The 20095-nt window shown below is 59.6% G+C and carries 15 protein-coding genes and 4 tRNA genes; 5 read left to right on the forward strand and 14 right to left on the reverse strand.

What is annotated here, in order from left to right; genetic code table 11:
• Nucleotides 1–31 precede the first annotated feature (31 nt).
• From F8N43_RS19255 to leuC, 3 genes are all read right to left on the reverse strand, one after another.
• The gene (locus F8N43_RS19255) at nt 32–796 is read right to left on the reverse strand and encodes a class I SAM-dependent methyltransferase (protein WP_150637404.1); all 765 of its coding nucleotides are present in this window, start codon (nt 794–796) and stop codon (nt 32–34) included.
• A gap of 137 nt (nt 797–933) precedes the next feature.
• Nucleotides 934–1578 carry a 3-isopropylmalate dehydratase small subunit gene (gene leuD, locus F8N43_RS19260; RefSeq protein WP_123403578.1) on the reverse strand — a complete coding sequence of 215 codons (645 nt, stop codon included), beginning with the start codon at nt 1576–1578 and terminating at the stop codon, nt 934–936.
• A gap of 10 nt (nt 1579–1588) precedes the next feature.
• A complete protein-coding gene (gene leuC / locus F8N43_RS19265) occupies nt 1589–3007 on the reverse strand; it encodes a 3-isopropylmalate dehydratase large subunit (protein ID WP_150632474.1) in 1419 nt (472 codons plus the stop codon).
• 146 nt (nt 3008–3153) lie between these two features.
• On the opposite strand from leuC, the gene F8N43_RS19270 reads away from it, so the two are divergent.
• Complete coding sequence (locus tag F8N43_RS19270) at nt 3154–4044, forward strand: LysR family transcriptional regulator (RefSeq protein ID WP_150632475.1); 891 nt, start codon at nt 3154–3156, stop codon at nt 4042–4044.
• A 66-nt stretch (nt 4045–4110) separates the two neighbouring features.
• Nucleotides 4111–7389, forward strand: a complete 3279-nt coding sequence (locus F8N43_RS19275; RefSeq protein ID WP_150654190.1) for an EAL domain-containing protein — start codon at nt 4111–4113, stop codon at nt 7387–7389.
• 64 nt (nt 7390–7453) lie between these two features.
• Here the strand turns inward: F8N43_RS19275 and F8N43_RS19280 are convergent, their stop codons facing one another.
• The 10 genes from F8N43_RS19280 to gltX form a co-directional block, all read right to left on the reverse strand.
• Nucleotides 7454–7900: an Hsp20 family protein gene (locus F8N43_RS19280; RefSeq protein WP_150632477.1), complete on the reverse strand. Its 447-nt coding sequence runs from the start codon at nt 7898–7900 to the stop codon at nt 7454–7456.
• Between the two features lie 120 nt (nt 7901–8020).
• The gene (locus F8N43_RS19285; protein ID WP_150654191.1) at nt 8021–8980 is read right to left on the reverse strand and encodes a tRNA dihydrouridine synthase; all 960 of its coding nucleotides are present in this window, start codon (nt 8978–8980) and stop codon (nt 8021–8023) included.
• 123 nt (nt 8981–9103) lie between these two features.
• Nucleotides 9104–9541 (reverse strand): acyl-CoA thioesterase, encoded by a 438-nt coding sequence (locus F8N43_RS19290; RefSeq protein ID WP_150632479.1) that lies wholly within the window; start codon nt 9539–9541, stop codon nt 9104–9106.
• Between the two features lie 48 nt (nt 9542–9589).
• Nucleotides 9590–10423, reverse strand: a complete 834-nt coding sequence (locus F8N43_RS19295; RefSeq protein ID WP_150632480.1) for an alpha/beta fold hydrolase — start codon at nt 10421–10423, stop codon at nt 9590–9592.
• A gap of 32 nt (nt 10424–10455) precedes the next feature.
• A complete protein-coding gene (locus F8N43_RS19300; RefSeq protein WP_008028313.1) occupies nt 10456–10995 on the reverse strand; it encodes a TetR/AcrR family transcriptional regulator in 540 nt (179 codons plus the stop codon).
• Between the two features lie 183 nt (nt 10996–11178).
• Nucleotides 11179–11254 (reverse strand) — tRNA-Glu (locus F8N43_RS19305).
• A gap of 80 nt (nt 11255–11334) precedes the next feature.
• A tRNA-Ala gene (locus tag F8N43_RS19310) sits at nt 11335–11410 on the reverse strand.
• A gap of 53 nt (nt 11411–11463) precedes the next feature.
• Nucleotides 11464–11539, reverse strand: a tRNA-Glu gene (locus F8N43_RS19315).
• A 79-nt stretch (nt 11540–11618) separates the two neighbouring features.
• Nucleotides 11619–11694, reverse strand: a tRNA-Ala gene (locus F8N43_RS19320).
• A 189-nt stretch (nt 11695–11883) separates the two neighbouring features.
• On the reverse strand, nt 11884–13365 hold the full coding sequence (gene gltX, locus F8N43_RS19325) for a glutamate--tRNA ligase (protein WP_150632481.1): 1482 nt from the start codon (nt 13363–13365) through the stop codon (nt 11884–11886).
• 220 nt (nt 13366–13585) lie between these two features.
• On the opposite strand from gltX, the gene F8N43_RS19330 reads away from it, so the two are divergent.
• The gene (locus F8N43_RS19330) at nt 13586–14635 is read left to right on the forward strand and encodes an HlyD family secretion protein (protein WP_150632482.1); all 1050 of its coding nucleotides are present in this window, start codon (nt 13586–13588) and stop codon (nt 14633–14635) included.
• A complete protein-coding gene (locus F8N43_RS19335) occupies nt 14625–16175 on the forward strand; it encodes an MDR family MFS transporter (protein WP_150632483.1) in 1551 nt (516 codons plus the stop codon). The genes F8N43_RS19330 and F8N43_RS19335 overlap by 11 nt, the downstream gene beginning before the upstream one ends.
• Before the next feature lie 141 nt (nt 16176–16316).
• On the opposite strand, the gene uvrB is transcribed toward F8N43_RS19335, so the two are convergent.
• Complete coding sequence (gene uvrB / locus F8N43_RS19345; protein ID WP_150632484.1) at nt 16317–18332, reverse strand: excinuclease ABC subunit UvrB; 2016 nt, start codon at nt 18330–18332, stop codon at nt 16317–16319.
• 338 nt (nt 18333–18670) lie between these two features.
• On the opposite strand from uvrB, the gene F8N43_RS19350 reads away from it, so the two are divergent.
• Nucleotides 18671–19867, forward strand: coding sequence for an amino acid aminotransferase (locus F8N43_RS19350; RefSeq protein ID WP_150632485.1), 1197 nt, complete (start codon nt 18671–18673; stop codon nt 19865–19867).
• The last annotated feature ends 228 nt before the right edge of the window (nt 19868–20095 follow it).

Raw genomic sequence — 20095 nt, forward strand, 5'->3', positions numbered from 1 at the left:
ATTCTATTGCTCGGCGCTTATGGTTCCGAGCTTATCGTTCAGCCATCAGCACCAGCACATCGGTACTGAACGAACCATCGGCTTCAATCTCAAAATATTCGCGTACTTCGTTGCCCATCGATTGCTGCAATTCGAGGATCGCGGCGCGCATCACCTGCGGTGTGCGCATGCGCTCGACCCAGCTGTTGTACTCCAGACGCAGGCGTTGACGCGTGGTGCTGCGCGTGTGCAGCCCCGCCTCACTGACCTGACGCAACCACTCGCCGGCGGAATAATCGCGCACATGGCTGGTGTCGCGCAGCACTTCGACGCTTTGCAGGTAAGTGTCGAACAACGGGCTGCCCGGTGACAACACGTCGACGAACGCCGCCACGCCGCCCGGCTTCAGCACCCGACGCACTTCGCGCAGGGCCAAGCCGAGATCGCTCCAATGGTGCGCCGAATAACGGCTGAACACGAAGTCGAATTCGCCATCGGCGAACGGCAGGCGTTCGGCGGCACCGAGGACCGTGGTCACATTACTCAAACCCCGATCAACGGCTGCGGCGGCGACCACGTCGAGCATCTGCTGCGACAAGTCGTACGCCACCACTTCCTTGACCAGCGACGCCACATGAAAACTCACGTGACCGGCGCCGCAACCGAGGTCCAGCACCCGGGCATCGCCCTGCCCGGCCAGCTCAGCCTGTAGCAGCGCAAATTCGGTGCCTTGAGCATGGACAGCGCTGCTCAGGTAGGCCGAGGCTTGTTCGCCGAATTGCTTTTGTACGACTTGGCTGTGGGCGGTGCTGGTCATCGTGATGTCCTGATATTTGTGTTGTCTGGGCTGCCGTTATCGCGAGCAGGCTCGCTCCCACAGGGGTTTTGTGTACGCCGCAAATCCACTGTGGGAGCGAGCCTGCTCGCGATGAGGCCGGCACTACCTACCGAGAATCAAACGTCGCGAAACAACCACGGCTGGCTCGCCCGGTGCTTGCTTTCAAACGATGCGATCGCCTCGTGATCCATCAATGTCAGACCAATATCGTCGAGGCCATTGACCAGGCAATGCTTGCGGAACTCGTCCAATTCAAAGCTATAAGTCTTGCCGTCCGGCCGGGTCACGGTCTGGGCTTGCAGGTCGACCGTCAACTGGTAACCCGGATTGGCTTCAACCTGCTGGAACAGCTCATCCACTTCAGCGTCGCTCAAGATGATCGGCAGCAAGCCGTTCTTGAAGCTGTTGTTGTAGAAGATGTCGGCATAGCTCGGCGCAATGATGCTGCGGAAACCGTACTCTTCCAGCGCCCAGGGCGCGTGCTCGCGGCTGGAGCCGCAACCGAAGTTCTCGCGGGCCAACAATACGCTGGCGCCCTGATAGCGCTCGGCGTTGAGGACGAAATCCTTGTTCAGCGGACGCTTGGAGTTGTCCTGGTAGGCATAGCCCACGTCCAGGTAGCGCCATTCGTCAAACAGGTTCGGGCCAAAACCGGTGCGCTTGATCGACTTCAAGAACTGCTTCGGAATGATCTGGTCGGTGTCGACGTTGGCACGATCCAATGGCGCGACCAGGCCGGTGTGTTGGGTAAAAGCTCTCATGTGCGGTTCCTCAGATCAGTTCGCGAACGTCGATGAAACGACCGTTGACGGCAGCCGCCGCGGCCATGGCCGGGCTGACCAGGTGCGTACGGCCACCGGCGCCCTGACGCCCTTCGAAGTTGCGGTTGGAGGTCGATGCGCAGTGTTCACCCGACTCCAAACGGTCCGGGTTCATCGCCAGGCACATCGAGCAACCCGGCTCACGCCACTCGAAACCGGCTTCGAGGAAAATCTTGTCCAGTCCTTCGGCCTCGGCTTGCGCCTTCACCAGGCCCGAGCCCGGCACCACGATGGCTTGTTTGATGGTCGAAGCCACTTTGCGACCCTTGGCGATCACTGCCGCAGCGCGCAGATCTTCGATCCGCGAGTTGGTGCAGGAGCCAATGAATACGCGGTCCAGCTGAATGTCGGTGATCGCCTGATTGGCGGTCAAACCCATGTACTTCAAGGCGCGTTCGATGGAACCGCGTTTGACCAGATCCATTTCCTTCGCCGGGTCCGGCACGTTCTGATCGACTGCCAAAACCATCTCGGGCGAAGTGCCCCAGCTGACTTGCGGTTTGATCTGGGTCGCGTCGAGTTCAACGATGGTGTCGAACTTCGCATCCTTGTCAGACACCAGATCTTTCCACGCTTCGACCGCCAGATCCCATTCCGCGCCTTTCGGGGCAAATGGACGGCCTTTCACGTACGCCACGGTTTTTTCATCCGCCGCTACCAGACCTACGCGAGCGCCGGCCTCGATGGACATGTTGCAGATGGTCATGCGGCCTTCGATAGACAAATCGCGAATGGCGCTGCCTGCAAACTCGATGGCGTGACCATTACCGCCGGCGGTGCCAATCTTGCCGATGACCGCAAGCACGATGTCCTTGGCCGTTACGCCGAACGGCAATTTGCCTTCGACCGACACCAACATATTCTTCATTTTCTTGGCGACCAGGCACTGCGTGGCGAACACGTGTTCGACCTCGGAAGTGCCGATGCCGTGGGCCAGGGCGCCGAACGCGCCGTGGGTCGAGGTATGCGAGTCGCCGCAGACCACGGTCATGCCCGGCAAGGTGGCACCCTGCTCCGGACCGATCACGTGAACGATACCCTGACGCACGTCATTCATTTTGAATTCGGTGATGCCATATTCGTCGCAGTAGTCATCGAGGGTCTGAACCTGCAAACGCGAAACCTGATCGGTAATCGCTTCGATGCCGCCCTTGCGATCCGGAGTGGTCGGTACGTTGTGGTCCGGCGTGGCAATGATCGAGTCGACGCGCCAAGGCTTGCGCCCGGCCAGACGCAGGCCTTCGAAAGCTTGGGGCGAAGTCACTTCATGGATGATGTGGCGGTCGATATAGATCAGCGACGACCCATCGTCGCGCCGTTTCACTTCATGGGAATCCCAAAGCTTGTCGTAAAGCGTTTTGCCGGCCATCAGACGGTCCTCATCAGCTTGTTTCTATGCCCCGGGCTTTGAACAATTCAATAGCCCTTTGGCTTGTGAGGTCGATCCTAGGGCGTTACATTAAATAACTCAAATTCATATTTTTTATGCTTTGGATAACTAACTGGAATACGAAGATGGATCTGGCCAACCTGAACGCCTTTATTGCCATTGCCGAGACCGGAAGCTTCTCCGGCGCCGGCGAACGGCTGCACCTGACGCAACCGGCGATCAGCAAACGGATTGCCGGGCTGGAGCAGCAATTGAAGGTGCGGTTGTTTGATCGACTTGGCCGTGAAGTCGGCCTGACCGAAGCCGGACGCGCCCTGCTGCCACGGGCCTATCAGATTCTGAACGTGCTGGACGACACCCGCCGCGCCCTGACCAACCTGACCGGCGAAGTGACCGGTCGCCTGACCCTGGCCACCAGTCACCACATCGGCCTGCACCGTTTGCCGCCCTTGTTAAGAGAGTTCACCCGCCGCTACCCACAAGTCGCGCTGGATATTCAGTTCCTCGATTCGGAAGTGGCCTACGAAGAAATCCTCCATGGCCGCGCCGAACTGGCCGTCATCACCCTGGCGCCGGAACCCCACGCGCTGGTCAAGGCCACGCCGGTGTGGGACGACCCGCTCGATTTCGTGGTCGCCCCGGAGCATTCACTGATCAGCAATGGCGCGGTCAGCCTCGCGGACATCGCCCTGCACCCGGCGGTGTTCCCCGGCGGCAACACCTTTACTCACCATATCGTCCAGCGTCTGTTCGAAGCGCAAGGTTTGACGCCGAACATCGCGATGAGCACGAATTATCTGGAAACCATAAAGATGATGGTGTCGATCGGCCTGGCATGGAGCGTGTTGCCACGCACAATGCTTGACGATCAGGTTGCGCGAATACCCTTGCCGGGCATACAACTGACTCGCCAGCTAGGCTATATCTTGCACACCGAACGGACGCTGTCGAACGCAGCACGGGCTTTTATGGCCTTGCTGGATGCACAACTCGATCTGCCAGGGACTCAAGGCTAACTTGTGCTACTCCTATAGAGCCGCGAACTCCTGTGCCTAACGCCCAATTCAGCCCAAGGCCTGCCAATGCCGAAATCTGTTGACCGTGTTCCGCCGATGCCACGTATTCAGGCGCTTGACCCGAAACGGTCCGAGCAGAGCTGGGAAAGCGCGCCGCAGCTGCTGGCCGCCCTCAATGGCGCGCGCTTGGGTGCCTGGTATTGGGACATCGAGCGCGGCCAGATCAGCTGGTCGCGAGGTACGCAGGCACTGTTCGGTTTCGATCCCCGGCAACCGTTGCCGGCGGATCTGGAATACCTCGACCTGCTGCCGCCCGAAGACCGGGCTAAAACCATTCGTGCATTCCACGCAGTGATCGCCGGCGCGCCGCTGGAACAGGCGATGCACCACCGCATCCGCTGGCCCGACGGCAGCCTGCACTGGCTGGAGATCAATGGAAGCCTGCTGCCGGACAAACACGGCCGGCCGCGCATGATCGGGGTGATCCGCGAGATCACCCACCAGCGTCAACGCGAACAGGCGCTGAGCAGCTCGGAAAAACGCTTTGCGACGCTCTTTCACCTGTGCCCGAACATGGTGCTGCTGACTCGCCAGGAAGACGGCCTGATCTCCGAAGCCAACCAATACTTCGAAAGCCTGTTCGGCTGGCCGGTGCAAAACGCGATTGGCCGCACCACGATCGAACTGGGCCTTTGGGTGTACCCCGAACAACGGGAAAAACTGGTCAAGGCAACCAAGGCCAAAGGCGAGCTGGTCAGCATGGAGGTGCAGTTTCGCGCCAGCAATGGTCAGGTCCACGACGGCATTCTCAGCGCGCAAAAAGTCGAACTCGAGGGCCAGCCCTATCTGCTCAGCACTTTCCTCGACACCACTGAACGCAAGGCTGCCGAACTCGCCCTGAAGGACAGCCAGGAGCGCCTCGATCTGGCGCTGGACTCGGCGCAACTCGGCACCTGGGACTGGCACATTCCCAGCGGCATGCTCTATGGCTCGGCCCGCGCCGCCCAACTGCACGGGCTGGAAGCAAAACCGTTCCATGAATCCTTCGAAGAGTTTTTCGAAGGCGTGCCCGGCGAAGAGCGCGACAGCATGCGCGATGCCTATCGCAGCCTGCGCGAAGGCCCGGCCGGCAACTATCAATTGACCTACCGCGTGCAGCTGACAGACGGCAGTTCACGCTACCTGGAAAGCCGCGCTCGGCTCTACCGCGATGAAAACGGCGTCCCGTTTCGCATGGCGGGCACCTTGCTGGACATCACCGATCAGGTCGAGCGCGAACAGAAGCTGGTGGCCTCCGAAGAGAAATTTGCCACCCTGTTCCAGGTCAGCCCGGACCCGATCTGCGTCACCCGCCAGGACACCGGCCAGTTCATCGAGATCAATTCCAGTTTCACCCAGACCTTTGGCTGGAGCACCACCGAGGTGCTTGGTCGCAGCGCCGATGAAATCGGCCTGTGGGACGCCTCGGCGAAAAGCCTGCGCCGGATCGAACAAGTCATCCGCGAACAGGGCCTCAACAACGTCGCCATCCTCGTTCAGCACAAGGACGGCCAATCGCTGACCTGCGTGATTTCCAGCCGCCAGATCAGCGTCGGCAATCAGCCGTGCATCGTCACAACTTTGCGCGACATCACCCAACAACAACGCTCGGAAGCGGCGCTCAAGGCCAGTGAAGAGAAGTTCGCCAAAGCCTTCCACTCCAGTCCCGACGCCATCACCATCACCGAACGCGACACCGGGCGCTATCTGGAGGTCAACGACGGCTTCTGCCGCCTGACGGGCTATCGCGCCGATGAGGTGGTCGGCCGCACGGTGTATCAGGTCGGCATCTGGGCCGAAGAAAAACAACGCTCGGCACTGCTCGCCGAGCTGCAGATCAAGGGCCGGGTGCACCACCAGGAAATGCTCGGCCGCAACAAGCGCGGCGAACTGTTGACCGTCGAAGTCTCGGTGGAACCGATCACCCTCAACGAAACCGCGTGCCTGCTGCTGACCGCGCGGGACGTCAGCCTGTTGAAAAACGCCGAAGCGCAGATCCGCCACCTGGCCTACCACGACCCGCTGACCAATCTGCCTAACCGCGCACTGCTGATGGATCGCCTGAGCCAGCAGATCGCCCTGCTAAAACGCCACAACCTGCGCGGCGCGTTGATGTTTCTTGATCTCGACCACTTCAAGCACATCAACGATTCGCTCGGCCACCCAGTGGGCGATACGGTGCTGAAAATCATCACGGCGCGCCTTGAAGCCAGCGTGCGCATGGAAGACACCGTGGCGCGCCTGGGCGGCGACGAATTCGTGGTGCTGCTCAGTGGCCTGGAAGGTTCGCGCAATGAAGTCAGCGCGCAGGTCCGCGAGCTGGCGGACACCTTGCGCGAACTGCTGTCGGAACCGATGTTCCTTGACGGCCAGCGACTGCAAGTGACACCGAGTATCGGTATCGCACTGATTCCCGATCATGGTTCGACCCCGACCGACCTGCTCAAACGCGCCGACATCGCGCTGTATCGGGCCAAGGATTCGGGGCGTAACACCACGCAGATGTATCACAACACCATGCAGAAGGCCGCCAGTGAACGCCTGCGCATGGAAACCGACCTGCGCCTGGCGCTTTCCCGGGGCGAGTTCAACGTGCATTACCAGCCGCAGGTGGACGCCCGCGACAATCGCATCGTTGGCGCCGAGGCGCTGGTGCGCTGGAACCATCCGGAGCTCGGCGCGCAATCGCCCACCGAATTCATCAAGATCCTGGAAGACAGCGGGCTGATTCTGGAAGTTGGCACCTGGATCCTCGATGAAGCCTGCGATGCCTTCAAACAGTTGATCGCCAAGGGCCTGATCGACCCGCTCGACTTCAGCCTGTGCGTGAACATCAGCCCACGGCAATTCCGCCAGAAAGACTTCGTCGAGCGCATTGAGCACAGCCTCGCCAGCCACGGCCTGCCCTGCTCGCTGTTGAAGCTGGAGATCACCGAAGGCATCGTCATCCAGAACCTGGAAGACACCATCAGCAAAATGCGCCGCCTGAAAAAACTCGGCGTGAGCTTCGCCATGGACGACTTTGGCACCGGTTATTCTTCGCTGACCTACCTCAAGCGACTGCCGGTCGACACCCTGAAAATCGACCAGTCGTTCATCCGTGATGCCACCACCGACCCCAATGACGCCGAGATCATCCGTGCCATCGTCGCCATGGCCCGCAGCCTGGAGTTGAAAGTGATTGCCGAAGGGGTGGAAACGCCGGAGCAGCTGGAGTTTTTGCAGGGGCTGGGCTGCCATTTTTATCAGGGATATCTGCACAGCCAACCGCTGCCGGTGGAATCGTTCCAAAAACTCCTGCAATAACACGGCGCCGGTAGGAGCGAGCACAAAAAAAGGGCGCCAATGGCGCCCTTTTCATTGCCCTGCCTTAGTGCTGCAGAGCAGGTTTTTGCGTCCCGTTGATCGGGATGCGTTTGGCTTTCGCCTCTTCCGGAATCACCCGCAACAAGTCGATGCTCAACAGACCGTTGCTCAGGCCGGCAGCCTTGATTTCAATATGGTCCGCCAGTCGGAAGGACAGTTTGAAAGCCCGCTGTGCGATGCCTTGGTACAGATAGGTGACGTCTTCGTTCGCGTCACGCTTGCCGCCACTGATGGTCAGTACACCTTTTTCCACTTGCAGATCCAGGTCTTCTTCCTGGAAACCGGCGGCCGCTACGACAATGCGGTATTGGTCGTCGCCGTGTTTTTCAACGTTGTAAGGTGGATAGGTGCTGCCCGGCTCATTGCGCAGTGCGGTTTCGAAAAGGTCGTTGAAACGATCGAAACCGACCGAGGAACGGAACAGTGGTGCCATGGAAAATGCAGTGCTCATGATTCAAATCTCCTGAAAACATATCAGCAAGTTTTTTTGTCTCCGCGACCCGAATTCGGCATCGCGTAATCCTTAGATAGGGACCGCTGATTGCATTTCAAGAGTTTTTTTCAGATTTTTTTAAGCGGCCTCCAGCACCTGCAAACCCAGCAAACGCGAGACCTGATCCAGTTCGGTTTCACGACGCAGGACAGTAAAGAGCTCAACCGCTTCGGGATAATTACGCGTCAGCATGGCCAGCCACTGCTTCAGGCGACCGGGCGATTGACGGGGTGTCATCTGCGCCTTGGCTTGCAGCCAGAAGTCCTGGATCAGCGGCAGCAGCTCGGCCCAGGTCATCTCGATCACCTCTTCACCGGCACGAGCAGCGGCGATCTGCCGGGCCAGGTCCGGACGAGACACCAGCCCGCGACCAAGCATGATGTCTTCCACGCCGCTGATTTCGCGGCAGCGGCGCCAGTCTTCGACGCTCCAGATATCGCCATTGGCGAATACCGGCACCTTGACCGCTTCCTGCACGCGAGGGATCCACTCCCAATGCGCCGGCGGTTTGTAGCCGTCCATCTTGGTCCGCGCATGCACCACGATGTGCTCCGCGCCACCTTCGGCCAGGGCCGTGGCGCAAACCAGCGAGCCGTCAGGGCTGTCGAAGCCCAGACGCATTTTCGCGGTGACCGGAATGTGCGCCGGGACGGCGCGACGGACATGCTCGACGATCTGGTTCAGCAGCTCGGGCTCTTTGAGCAACACCGCGCCACCGCGTGACTTGTTGACGGTTTTGGCCGGGCAACCGAAGTTCAGGTCGATGACTTCGGAGCCCAACTCGCAGGCCAGCGCTGCGTTTTCCGCCAGGCACACCGGGTCGGAACCCAACAGCTGCACGCGCAACGGCACGCCGGACGCGGTGCGCGCACCCGTCAGCAATTCAGGGCCGAATTTGTGGAAGTAGGCAGGCGTGAGCAGTTGGTCGTTGATCCGGATGAACTCGGTCACGCACCAATCGATACCGCCCACACGGGTCAGCACGTCCCGCAGGATGTTGTCGACCAACCCCTCCATGGGCGCCAAAGCAATTTGCATGAAAAACACACTCGACGAAAAACGTGCGGCAGTTTACTGGTTTCGGCGGTTAGAAGGTATTTCGTCAGACCGGACGGTATTGATTGTGTGGATGCTTTCGCGGGCAAGCCGCGAAGGGATCAATTAGATCGCGACTTGCAACGCCGGACCATAACCCTCGATGAACTCTGCTGGCATGCGCTTGGGCTTGCCCGAGGAAAGCTCAATACAGACAAACGTGGTTTGCGCCCGCAGCAATGTGGTGTTGTCGCTCGGGCGTTTGAGCTGGAAGTGTCGAGTCATTTTCAGGCGCTGGTCCCAATCAACGATCCAGGTCGCCAATTGCAACTCGTCGCCCTCATAAGCCGCCGCCAGGTAATCGATCTCGTGCCGGACCACCGCCATCGCCCGATCCAGTCGCCGATACTCGACCAGGTCGAGGCCAAGCCGCTGCGAGTGGCGCCAGGCGCAGCGTTCGAGCCAGCTCACGTACACCGCGTTATTCGCGTGACCCAACCCGTCGATGTCCTCGGCGCCTACTTCCAGATCAATGATAAATGGCGTTGCCCTATCCCAGCCCATGCCCCACTCCCGGTCAGATGATGTCGACCGGGGCAGTGTAACGGATGCTCAGGCCGATTGGCGCGATTGCAGGCTGCGACCGGCCAGCAGTGATAACACGCCATCAATCACCCGCGGGTCGGCAAGCACCCGTTGATGACCACCCTCTTCCAGCCGCAGCAAACGGCTGTCAAACCAGGACTCGTGGATCAGCTGGGATTCTTTGACCGAAACAAAGTTGTCGTCTTCGGCGTGAACGATCAGGCCAGGCATGTCGAGCTGATAGCGCGAGACATCCAACGCAGCCGCGCGCATGCCGACGTCTTTTTCGACTTGCCGAATGAACGCCGAACGGGCTTTTGGCGGAAGCCGCACATAGCGGGCGAAACCGCGCAGAACCCCGAGAATCCGCGCCGGAGCACCAATGGTCACCAGGGTTTCGGTGCGCAGGCCCAACTGAACAGCGAGCATCGCGCTGGCACCGCCCATCGAGTGACCGATGACAGCCTGCAGCGGCGGCAACTCGGCGGCGGCCTCAAGCATGGCCCGGGCGAACAGCACGACGTTGGCTTCGTTACCCGGTGAGCGACCGTGAGCCGGACCGTCCAGAGCAACGACGGTGTACCCGGCCTCAACCAGCGCGGTGATCAGGCTGGCAAACTGCGTTGGTCGGCCTTCCCAACCGTGCATCAGCAACACTGCAGGACCTTGCCCCCAGCGCAACGCCGACAAGCCGAAGCGTAACGTGATGCGTTCGGATTTCGCCAGCAGCGGCAATTCCCAGTCACGCGGCGGCAGATCCCGCGGCGTCATGAACGCCAGTCGCATTTTGCTCGCGACCAGTTTCGGTGCAAACCAGCCCAAGGTGCCATTAACGCCACGAACCCACTTTAACGTGCTCATCGCTCTCACTCCTCAGGCCATTTGCCTTCAGGTCATAGCACCGCCGACTTGGCGGCACGCAGCAATCGATCGGACAACTCTCCCGGCCCCAACGCCCGCGCCAGAGCCAGTCCACCGACCATCAAGGCCATGTCGGCCAGGGCTTTGTCGGTGTCTTCCGGGCTGGCCGCCAACTGCGCGACCATCATTTCCACGTGTTCATTCAACGCCACCCGAAACGCGTCCGGCAGACGTCCCAGCTCGCCGACGGACGCCGGGATAGGGCACGCCGACTCAGAAGAGTCCCGGTGTTTGCGTGACAGGTAGAACGCAGCCACCAACGCGCGACGCTCTTCACCGGTCAATTCGGCGTCCATGTCGGCAATCAGGCCACGGCGGTGACCGAGCAGTTGCTTGAACGCTTCCAGCATCATCGCGTCCTTGCTTTCGAAGTGCGCATAGAAGCCGCCAACCGTCAGGCCGGCTGCACCCATCACTTCGCCCACGCTCGGTTCGGCCGGGCCACGCTGAATCAGCGCTGCGCTGGCGGCCTTGAGGATGCGTTCGCGGGTTTGAGCTTTTTTATCGTTCATCGTTGCCTCCGAATATTACGACTAGAATATTATTCTCATAATAATTTTCCGCAAGTCGTGGATGTGACCGCTGGTCTGAAGAACAGTTTGAAAGAAATGGGGGATTTGGCCAAACGCCAGACAAACAAAAGGGCCATTCAATAATTGAATGACCCTTATAAAATCCCGCAGAGCGGGTAATCGTGGCGTCCCCTAGGGGACTCGAACCCCTGTTACCGCCGTGAAAGGGCGGTGTCCTAGGCCACTAGACGAAGGGGACGCAAAACCTTCTATACAACTGATCAGTGCTGAGAGCTGATCGATTCAAGGCCGGTGTGGCCAGACCTTGAACTGTAAAATTGGTGGAGCTAAACGGGATCGAACCGTTGACCTCTTGCATGCCATGCAAGCGCTCTCCCAGCTGAGCTATAGCCCCGGATTTTTCGCCTCGCGGCGGAGCGACATCTTGCAACATCGCTTCTGTAAAACTGGCGTCCCCTAGGGGACTCGAACCCCTGTTACCGCCGTGAAAGGGCGGTGTCCTAGGCCACTAGACGAAGGGGACGCAAACCCTTCTATACATCAGATCAACGCTGAGTGCTGATCGCTTCAAGGCCGGTGTGGCCAGACCTTGAAGTGTAAATTGGTGGAGCTAGACGGGATCGAACCGTCGACCTCTTGCATGCCATGCAAGCGCTCTCCCAGCTGAGCTATAGCCCCTCATCGCTGAGGACGGGGCGAATCTTAATGGCGCATCGGAAACGTGTCAAATTTATTTTTAACAATTTCCAAAGTTTTTTGCCGACATAACAATCACTTACCGCCCTCCCCCCGTAAATTCGGGGGAAGAGCCGAAGATCAGGATCAAAAGACCGCAACCTCCGGCAGCTCCTGCGGGGTCAAACGACCTCAGGCGATGTTGCCCAAGAGTTTTTCCCACTCCTTGTTTTCCTTCTTCGACACACCACCGAGCAAGTCGATGGCCTGGCGCAGACGGAAACGCGTGAGGTCCGGGCCGAGGATTTCCATCGCGTCGAGTACCGACACCGAACTCGCCTGGCCAGTGATCGCGGCGAACATCAGCGGCATGGCATCACGCAGTTTCAATTCCAGGGATTCGACCACCGCTTGAATGGTCGCGGTGATGCTGTCCTTCTCCCACTGACGCAGGCTTTCCAGTTTCCACAGAATCAACTGCATCAACTGACGGACCTGATCGCCCGACAGCTTCTTCGACTCAAACAGCTTGGCATCCGGGTTCACGCCCCCGGCGAAGAAGAAACCGGCCAGCGGTGCGACCTGGCTGAAGGTTTCAACGCGGCCCTGCACGTGCGGCGCGATCTTCATCATGTATTCAGGGTTGAGCGCCCAGGTTTGCAGGCGCGAGGCGAATTCTTCCACCGGCAAATCGCGCAGCCACTGGCCGTTGAGCCACGACAGCTTCTCGATGTCGAAAATCGGCCCGCCGAGGGAGACGCGGCTCAGGTCGAAGTTGTCGACCATTTCCTGCAGCGAGAACTTCTCGCGCTCGTCCGGCATCGACCAGCCCATGCGCCCCAGGTAGTTGAGCATCGCTTCCGGCATGAAGCCCATGCGCTCGTAGAACGTCACCGAGGTCGGGTTCTTGCGCTTGGACAGCTTGCTCTTGTCCGGGTTACGCAGCAGCGGCATGTAGCACAGCTCCGGTTGTTCCCAGCCGAAGTATTCGTACAGAAGAATCAGTTTCGGTGCCGAAGGCAGCCATTCTTCGCCACGCAGCACGTGGGTGATGCCCATCAGGTGGTCATCGACCACGTTGGCGAGGAAGTATGTCGGCAGACCGTCGGTCTTCATCAGGACCTGCATGTCCATGCGATCCCACGGAATCTCGACATCGCCACGCAGCATGTCCGGCACCACGCACACGCCTTCGCTCGGCACCTTCATGCGGATCACGTGCGGCTCGCCGGCGGCCAGGCGGCGCGCGACTTCTTCTTTCGACAGCAGCAGCGCACGGCCGTCGTAACGCGGAGTTTCGCCGCGGGCCATTTGCTCGGCGCGCATCTGATCCAGCTCTTCAGCGGTGCAGAAACACGGGAAGGCATGGCCCATCTCGACCAGTTGCTGGCAGTACTTCTGATAGATCTCGCCGCGCTCGCTTTGACGGTATGGACCGTGCGGGCCGCCGACGTCCGGGCCTTCGCTCCAGTCGATACCCAACCAGCGCAGGGCGTCGAAAATCTGCTGTTCGGACTCGCGAGTCGAACGCAACTGGTCGGTGTCTTCAATCCGCAGGATGAACTCACCGCCGTGCTGCTTGGCAAAGCAGTAGTTGAACAAAGCGATGTAAGCGGTACCTACGTGGGGATCCCCGGTAGGCGATGGCGCGATGCGAGTGCGGACGGTGGTCATGGCAAGTCTCGAAATGAAGATAAAACAAAGGGCGAATGGTAACAGGCGTTGCCCGCCCGGCTCCAGTGAGCAGGGCATTTAAGCCAAGTTTGCGTCTACAACGGGCCTTGGCCGCAATGAATGATCGATTATCAACCGATGGCATTTACCCACTATCGACTGTATGCCAAATTCGCCTGCTGATACCTTTCCTTACAATTTCTCGACTACAGTTTGCCCCATGCCTGCCCAACTCAAGCGTCGCCTGTTTATTTTCCTGCTGATCGTCCTGCTGATTGCCGGGGGCTTTTTTGCCCAGTGGTTCTTCAAGGGACGGTTTTATGAAAGCACCGACAACGCCTATGTCCAGGGCGAGATCACCCGTGTGTCGAGCCAGTTGGGCGCGCGCATCGATCAGGTGCTGGTGCAGGACAACCAGCACGTCGAGAAAGGCCAGTTGCTGATCAGGCTCGAAGGCGACGATTTCCACCTCGCCGTCGACCGCGCCAACGCCACGCTCGCCACCCGTCAGGCCGAACGCCTGCAAGCCCAGAGCAAACTGACGCAGCAAGCCAGCCTGATTGCCGCAAGCGAAGCGCAAGTCGCGTCCAGCCAGGCCAGCCTCGGTCGCTCGCAGATTGACCTGTCCCGCGCGCAAACCCTGCGTAAACCCGGCTATGTGTCGGAAGAACGAGTGACCACCCTTTCCGCCGACAACCACATTGCCCGCTCGCAGGTGACCAAGGCCCAGGCCGACGCACAGAGTCAGCGCCAGCAAATCAACTCCCTCAGCGCAGAGATCAAGCGCCTCGACGCGATGATCGCCAACGCAAAAACCGATCTGGCCCAGGCCGAGTTGAACCTGACCCGCAGCGAAATCCACGCCCCCATCAGCGGCCTGATCGGCCAGCGCGCCGCCCGCGAAGGCCAATACGTGCAGGCCGGCGCTTATTTGCTGTCGATTGTCCCGGATCAGGACATCTGGATTCAGGCCAACTTCAAGGAAACCCAGATCGGCCACATGCAGCCCGGACAGAAAGCGGAACTGACGTTCGACGCCTACAGCGATACGCCGATCGACGCACGGGTCGACAGCCTGTTCGCCGCCTCGGGCGCGCAATTCAGCCTTCTGCCCCCGGACAATGCCACGGGCAATTTCACCAAAGTCGTACAACGGATTCCGGTAAAACTGACCTTCGCTGCGGACAACCCGCTGCACGGCAAGATTCGTCCGGGCATGTCGGTCACCGCCAAAGTGAACATCAAAGACACCCCTGACGATGGCCGGTGATCAACTGATCCGCCCGGTCGGCGAACCGACCCGGCGGGACTGGATCGCGGTCATGAGCGTGATGCTCGGCGCCTTCATGGCGGTGCTCGACATCCAGATCACCAACTCGTCACTCAAGGATATTCAGGGCGCGCTGTCGGCGACGCTGGAAGAAGGCTCGTGGATATCCACATCGTATCTGGTCGCGGAAATCATCATGATTCCACTGACCGCGTGGCTGGTGCAGCTACTCTCGGCGCGTCGACTGGCGGTGTGGGTGTCCCTTGGATTTCTTGCCGCGTCCCTGCTCTGCTCGATGGCGTGGAGCCTGGAAAGCATGATCATTTTCCGCGCACTGCAAGGCTTCACCGGCGGCGCGCTGATCCCGCTGGCGTTTACCCTGACGCTGATCAAACTTCCCGAACACCACCGCGCCAAAGGCATGGCCATGTTCGCCATGACCGCAACGTTCGCGCCCTCCATCGGCCCGACGCTCGGTGGCTGGCTGACGGAAAACTGGGGCTGGGAATACATTTTCTACATCAACATCCCGCCGGGCCTGATCATGATCGCCGGTCTGATGTATGGCCTGGAGAAAAAAGAAGCGCACTGGGAACTGCTCAAAAGCACCGACTACACCGGGATTCTCACCCTCGGCATCGGCCTTGGCTGTTTGCAGGTTTTCCTGGAGGAAGGCCATCGCAAAGACTGGCTGGAATCAAACCTGATCGTGACCCTGGGCAGCATCGCGCTGATCAGCCTGATCACCTTTGTGATCGTGCAGTTTTCCAAACCCAATCCGCTGATCAACCTCGGGATTCTGGGCAATCGCAACTTCGGTTTATCAAGTATTTCCAGCCTGGGAATGGGCGTCGGGTTGTACGGTTCGATCTTTCTGTTGCCGCTGTACCTGGCGCAGATCCAGAACTACAACGCGCTGCAGATCGGCGAAGTGATCATGTGGATGGGCGTGCCGCAGCTGTTCCTGATTCCGCTGGTGCCGAAGCTGATGAAATACGTCTCGCCGAAATGGCTGTGCACCCTGGGCTTCGGGTTGTTTGGCCTGGCGAGTTTTTCTTCGGGGGTGCTGAACCCGGACTTTGCCGGACCGCAGTTCAATCAGATCCAGATCATCCGCGCACTCGGCCAGCCGTTGATCATGGTGACCATCTCGCTGATCGCCACCGCGTATATCCTGCCGCAGGACGCGGGCTCGGCGTCGAGCCTGTTCAACATTCTGCGCAACCTTGGCGGCGCCATTGGCATCGCCCTTCTCGCCACATTGCTGGATGCGCGGACCAAGACTTACTTTGATTATTTGCGTGAATCCATCGTGCCGAGCAACCCGCAGGTGGCCGAGCGAATGGCGTCGTTGACGGAGCGGTTTGGCAGTGAAACGGCAGCGCTGGGCAAGCTCAGCGAGATTGCGCATCAGCAGGCGTCGATCATGGCTTACAACGATGCGTTTCATTTTGTCGGGATTGCGCTGGGGATCAGCATGATTGCGGTGTTGCTGACCAAGCAATTACCGGCGGGGTTGAAGGCTGGCGAGGCGCACTAGTTGATATTTGTATCGACCTGACCGGCCTCATCGCGGGCAAGCCCGCTCCCACAGGTTATGTGTCGATCACGATATTGCGATTGACACAAAACCTTGTGGGAGCGGGCTTGCCCGCGATGAGGCCAGTACAAGCAGCGCAAATCAAACAGCAATCAACCGATCCCGCAGCTTGGTAATCTCATCACGCATCTGCGCCGCCGCTTCGAATTCCAGGTCGCGAGCCAAGGCGTACATCTTCTCTTCCAAGGCTTTGATGCGCTTGGCGACCTCTCCCGGCGAACGCAATTCCGCTTCGTACTTGGCGCTTTCCTCGGCAGCCTTGGCCATGCCTTTGCGCTTCTTGCTGCGCGAGCCCGGCACGGTGGCGCCTTCCATGATGTCGGCAACGTCCTTGAACACACCCTTCGGCGTAATGCCGTTGGCCAGGTTGAAGGCGATCTGCTTGTCGCGCCGACGCTCGGTTTCACCGATGGCCCGCTCCATGGAACCGGTGATGCGATCCGCGTACAGAATCGCCCGACCGTTGAGGTTACGCGCCGCACGCCCGATGGTCTGGATCAGCGAGCGCTCGGAACGCAGGAAGCCTTCCTTGTCCGCGTCAAGAATCGCCACCAGCGATACTTCGGGCATGTCCAGGCCTTCCCGCAGCAGGTTGATGCCCACCAACACATCAAACGTGCCGAGGCGCAAATCGCGGATGATTTCCACGCGTTCCACGGTGTCGATGTCCGAGTGCAGATAACGCACGCGCACGCCGTGGTCGGCCAGGTAATCGGTCAAGTCTTCGGACATGCGCTTGGTCAGCGTCGTGACCAATACCCGCTCTTCGAGGGCGACACGCTTGGTGATTTCCGAGAGCAGGTCGTCGACCTGGGTCAGCGCCGGACGGATTTCGATTTGCGGGTCCACCAGACCGGTCGGGCGTACCAGTTGCTCGACGACCCGGCCCGCATGTTCCGCCTCGTAGTTGCCCGGCGTGGCCGAGACAAAAATCGTCTGCGGGCTGATGCCTTCGAACTCGTCGAAGCGCATTGGCCGGTTGTCCAGCGCCGAGGGCAGCCGGAAGCCGTATTCCACCAGCGTTTCCTTACGTGAGCGGTCGCCCTTATACATGGCACCGACCTGCGGCACGCTGACGTGGGATTCGTCGATCACCAGCAAGGCATCGGCCGGCAAGTAATCGAACAAGGTCGGCGGCGCCTCACCGGATGCACGGCCCGAGAGGTAGCGCGAGTAGTTTTCGATGCCGTTGCAGTAGCCCAGTTCGAGGATCATCTCCAGGTCAAAGCGCGTGCGTTGTTCAAGGCGTTGCGCTTCCACCAGTTTGTTGTTGGAGCGCAGATACTCCAGCCGTTCCTGCAACTCGACCTTGATCCCTTCGATGGCGCCGAGCAGGGTTTCTCGCGGCGTCACGTAGTGGCTTTTCGGGTAGAACGTGAAACGCGGAAGCTTGCGGATCACCTCGCCGGTCAGCGGATCGAAGGCCGACAGGCTCTCGACTTCGTCATCGAACAGCTCGATGCGGATCGCTTCGAAATCGGATTCTGCCGGGTGAATGTCGATCACATCACCACGCACGCGGAACGTCGCCCGGGCGAAATCCATGTCGTTGCGGGTGTATTGCAGGTCTGCCAGGCGACGCAGCAAGGCACGCTGATCGAGCTTGTCGCCACGATCCACGTGCAACACCATTTTCAAATAGGTTTCCGGGCTGCCCAGACCGTAGATGCACGACACCGTGGTGACGATGATCGCGTCCTTGCGCTCCAGCAAGGCTTTGGTCGCCGAGAGTCGCATCTGTTCGATGTGATCGTTGATCGAAGCGTCTTTCTCGATGAAGGTGTCCGAGGACGGCACGTAGGCTTCAGGCTGGTAGTAGTCGTAGTAGGAAACGAAGTATTCAACAGCATTGTTCGGGAAGAACGCCTTGAACTCGCCGTACAACTGCGCAGCCAGGGTCTTGTTCGGCGCCAGCACCAGCGTCGGGCGCTGCACCTGGGCGATGACGTTGGCGATGCTGAATGTCTTGCCCGAACCGGTCACACCGAGCAACGTCTGGTGAGCCAAACCGGCTTCGATGCCCTCGACCATCAGGCGAATGGCTTCCGGCTGGTCGCCGGCGGGCTCGAAGCGGGTGACTAGCTGGAATTCAGACATGAAATACCTCTGGGTTCACCCGTGCGCGGTCAAACCGGACAGGAACGAGAAAGACCGCAAACGACCGACGTCGCCCGAGGAAAAAACTGGATTGTGCTCAATGTGGAGTCGATTGCCTTCGCTTTCAAGGCAAACGTCCTACATTCCTCGACGTCTTTGACGGGATCAATCGACTAACGGTCGGAAAATAATCGGAAAAACTTACGGTAAAAGCCGAATCGACTGTCGCCATCCTTCGCCGATGGCCTCTATACTAGCTCCCCGTTTGTGCACCGCTCTAGTGCATTCGGCTGGAGCGCGACACGTCCCTCCACACTCCATTCAGAGCCGCCGCAAAAATGAGCCTGTTCTCCGCTGTCGAAATGGCACCACGCGATCCAATCCTGGGCCTCAACGAAGCATTCAACGCCGATACCCGTACCAACAAGGTCAACCTGGGGGTCGGTGTTTACTGCAACGAGGAGGGGCGAATTCCACTCCTGCGCGCCGTTGTCGAAGCCGAGACGATTCGCGTCGCTCAACACGCTTCCCGTGGCTACTTGCCAATCGATGGCATCGCGGCTTACGACCAGGCCGTGCAAAAACTGCTGTTTGGCAATGACTCGCCACTGATCGCCGCTGGCCGCGTCATTACCACCCAGGCCGTTGGCGGTACTGGTGCGCTGAAAATCGGTGCCGACTTCCTCAAGCAACTGCTGCCGAACGCCGTCGTGGCGATCAGCGACCCGAGCTGGGAAAACCACCGCGCGCTGTTCGAAACCGCCGGTTTCCCGGTGCAGAACTATCGTTACTACGACGCCGCGACCCACGATGTGAACCGTGCCGGCCTGCTGGAAGACCTGAACGCCCTGCCGAACGGCTCGATCGTTGTGCTGCACGCCTGCTGCCACAACCCGACCGGCGTGGACCTGAGCCCGGCGGACTGGAAAAACGTTCTGGAAGTCGTGAAGGCCAAGGGTCACGTACCGTTCCTCGACATGGCCTATCAGGGCTTTGGCGACGGCATCGACGAAGACGCCGCCGCCGTGCGTCTGTTCGCTGAATCGAGCCTGACTTTCTTCGTCTCCAGCTCGTTCTCCAAATCCTTCTCGCTTTACGGCGAGCGCGTTGGCGCCCTGTCGATCGTCAGTGAATCGAAAGAAGAAAGCGCGCGCGTGCTGTCGCAAGTCAAACGTGTGATCCGCACCAACTACTCCAACCCGCCGACCCACGGTGCAAGCATCGTCGCCGCTGTGTTGAACAGCCCGGAACTGCGCGCTCAGTGGGAAGAAGAACTGGCCGAAATGCGCTTGCGGATTCGCGGCATGCGCACCCAGATGGTTGATCTGCTGGCGAAACAGGCTCCGCAGCGCGACTTCAGCTTCGTGGGCCGTCAGCGTGGCATGTTCTCCTACTCTGGCCTGACGGTTGAGCAAGTCACCCGCCTGCGCAACGAGTTCGGCATCTACGCCCTGGACACCGGCCGCATCTGCGTCGCCGCGTTGAACCAGAGCAACATCGATGTCGTGACCAAGGCCATTGTTGCGGTGATCTGAGTCATCAAGCGCTAAACAAACGGGAAGCCCTTGGGCTTCCCGTTTTTATTTGGCGCAGATAATTCTCAACCTCATGGTCGAGCGCTCTAGACTGCACGTCATATTACTGTGGGAGCCGGGCTTGCCCGCGATGGCGGTCGATCAACCAACAACAGGGTTGAATGTGAGAGCCCTGTCGCGGGCAAGCCCGCTCCCACAGGTTCTATGTACATTTCGGAATTCTGACGA

The organism is Pseudomonas fluorescens (assembly GCF_902498065.1).
Taxonomy (GTDB): domain Bacteria; phylum Pseudomonadota; class Gammaproteobacteria; order Pseudomonadales; family Pseudomonadaceae; genus Aquipseudomonas; species Aquipseudomonas fluorescens_BJ.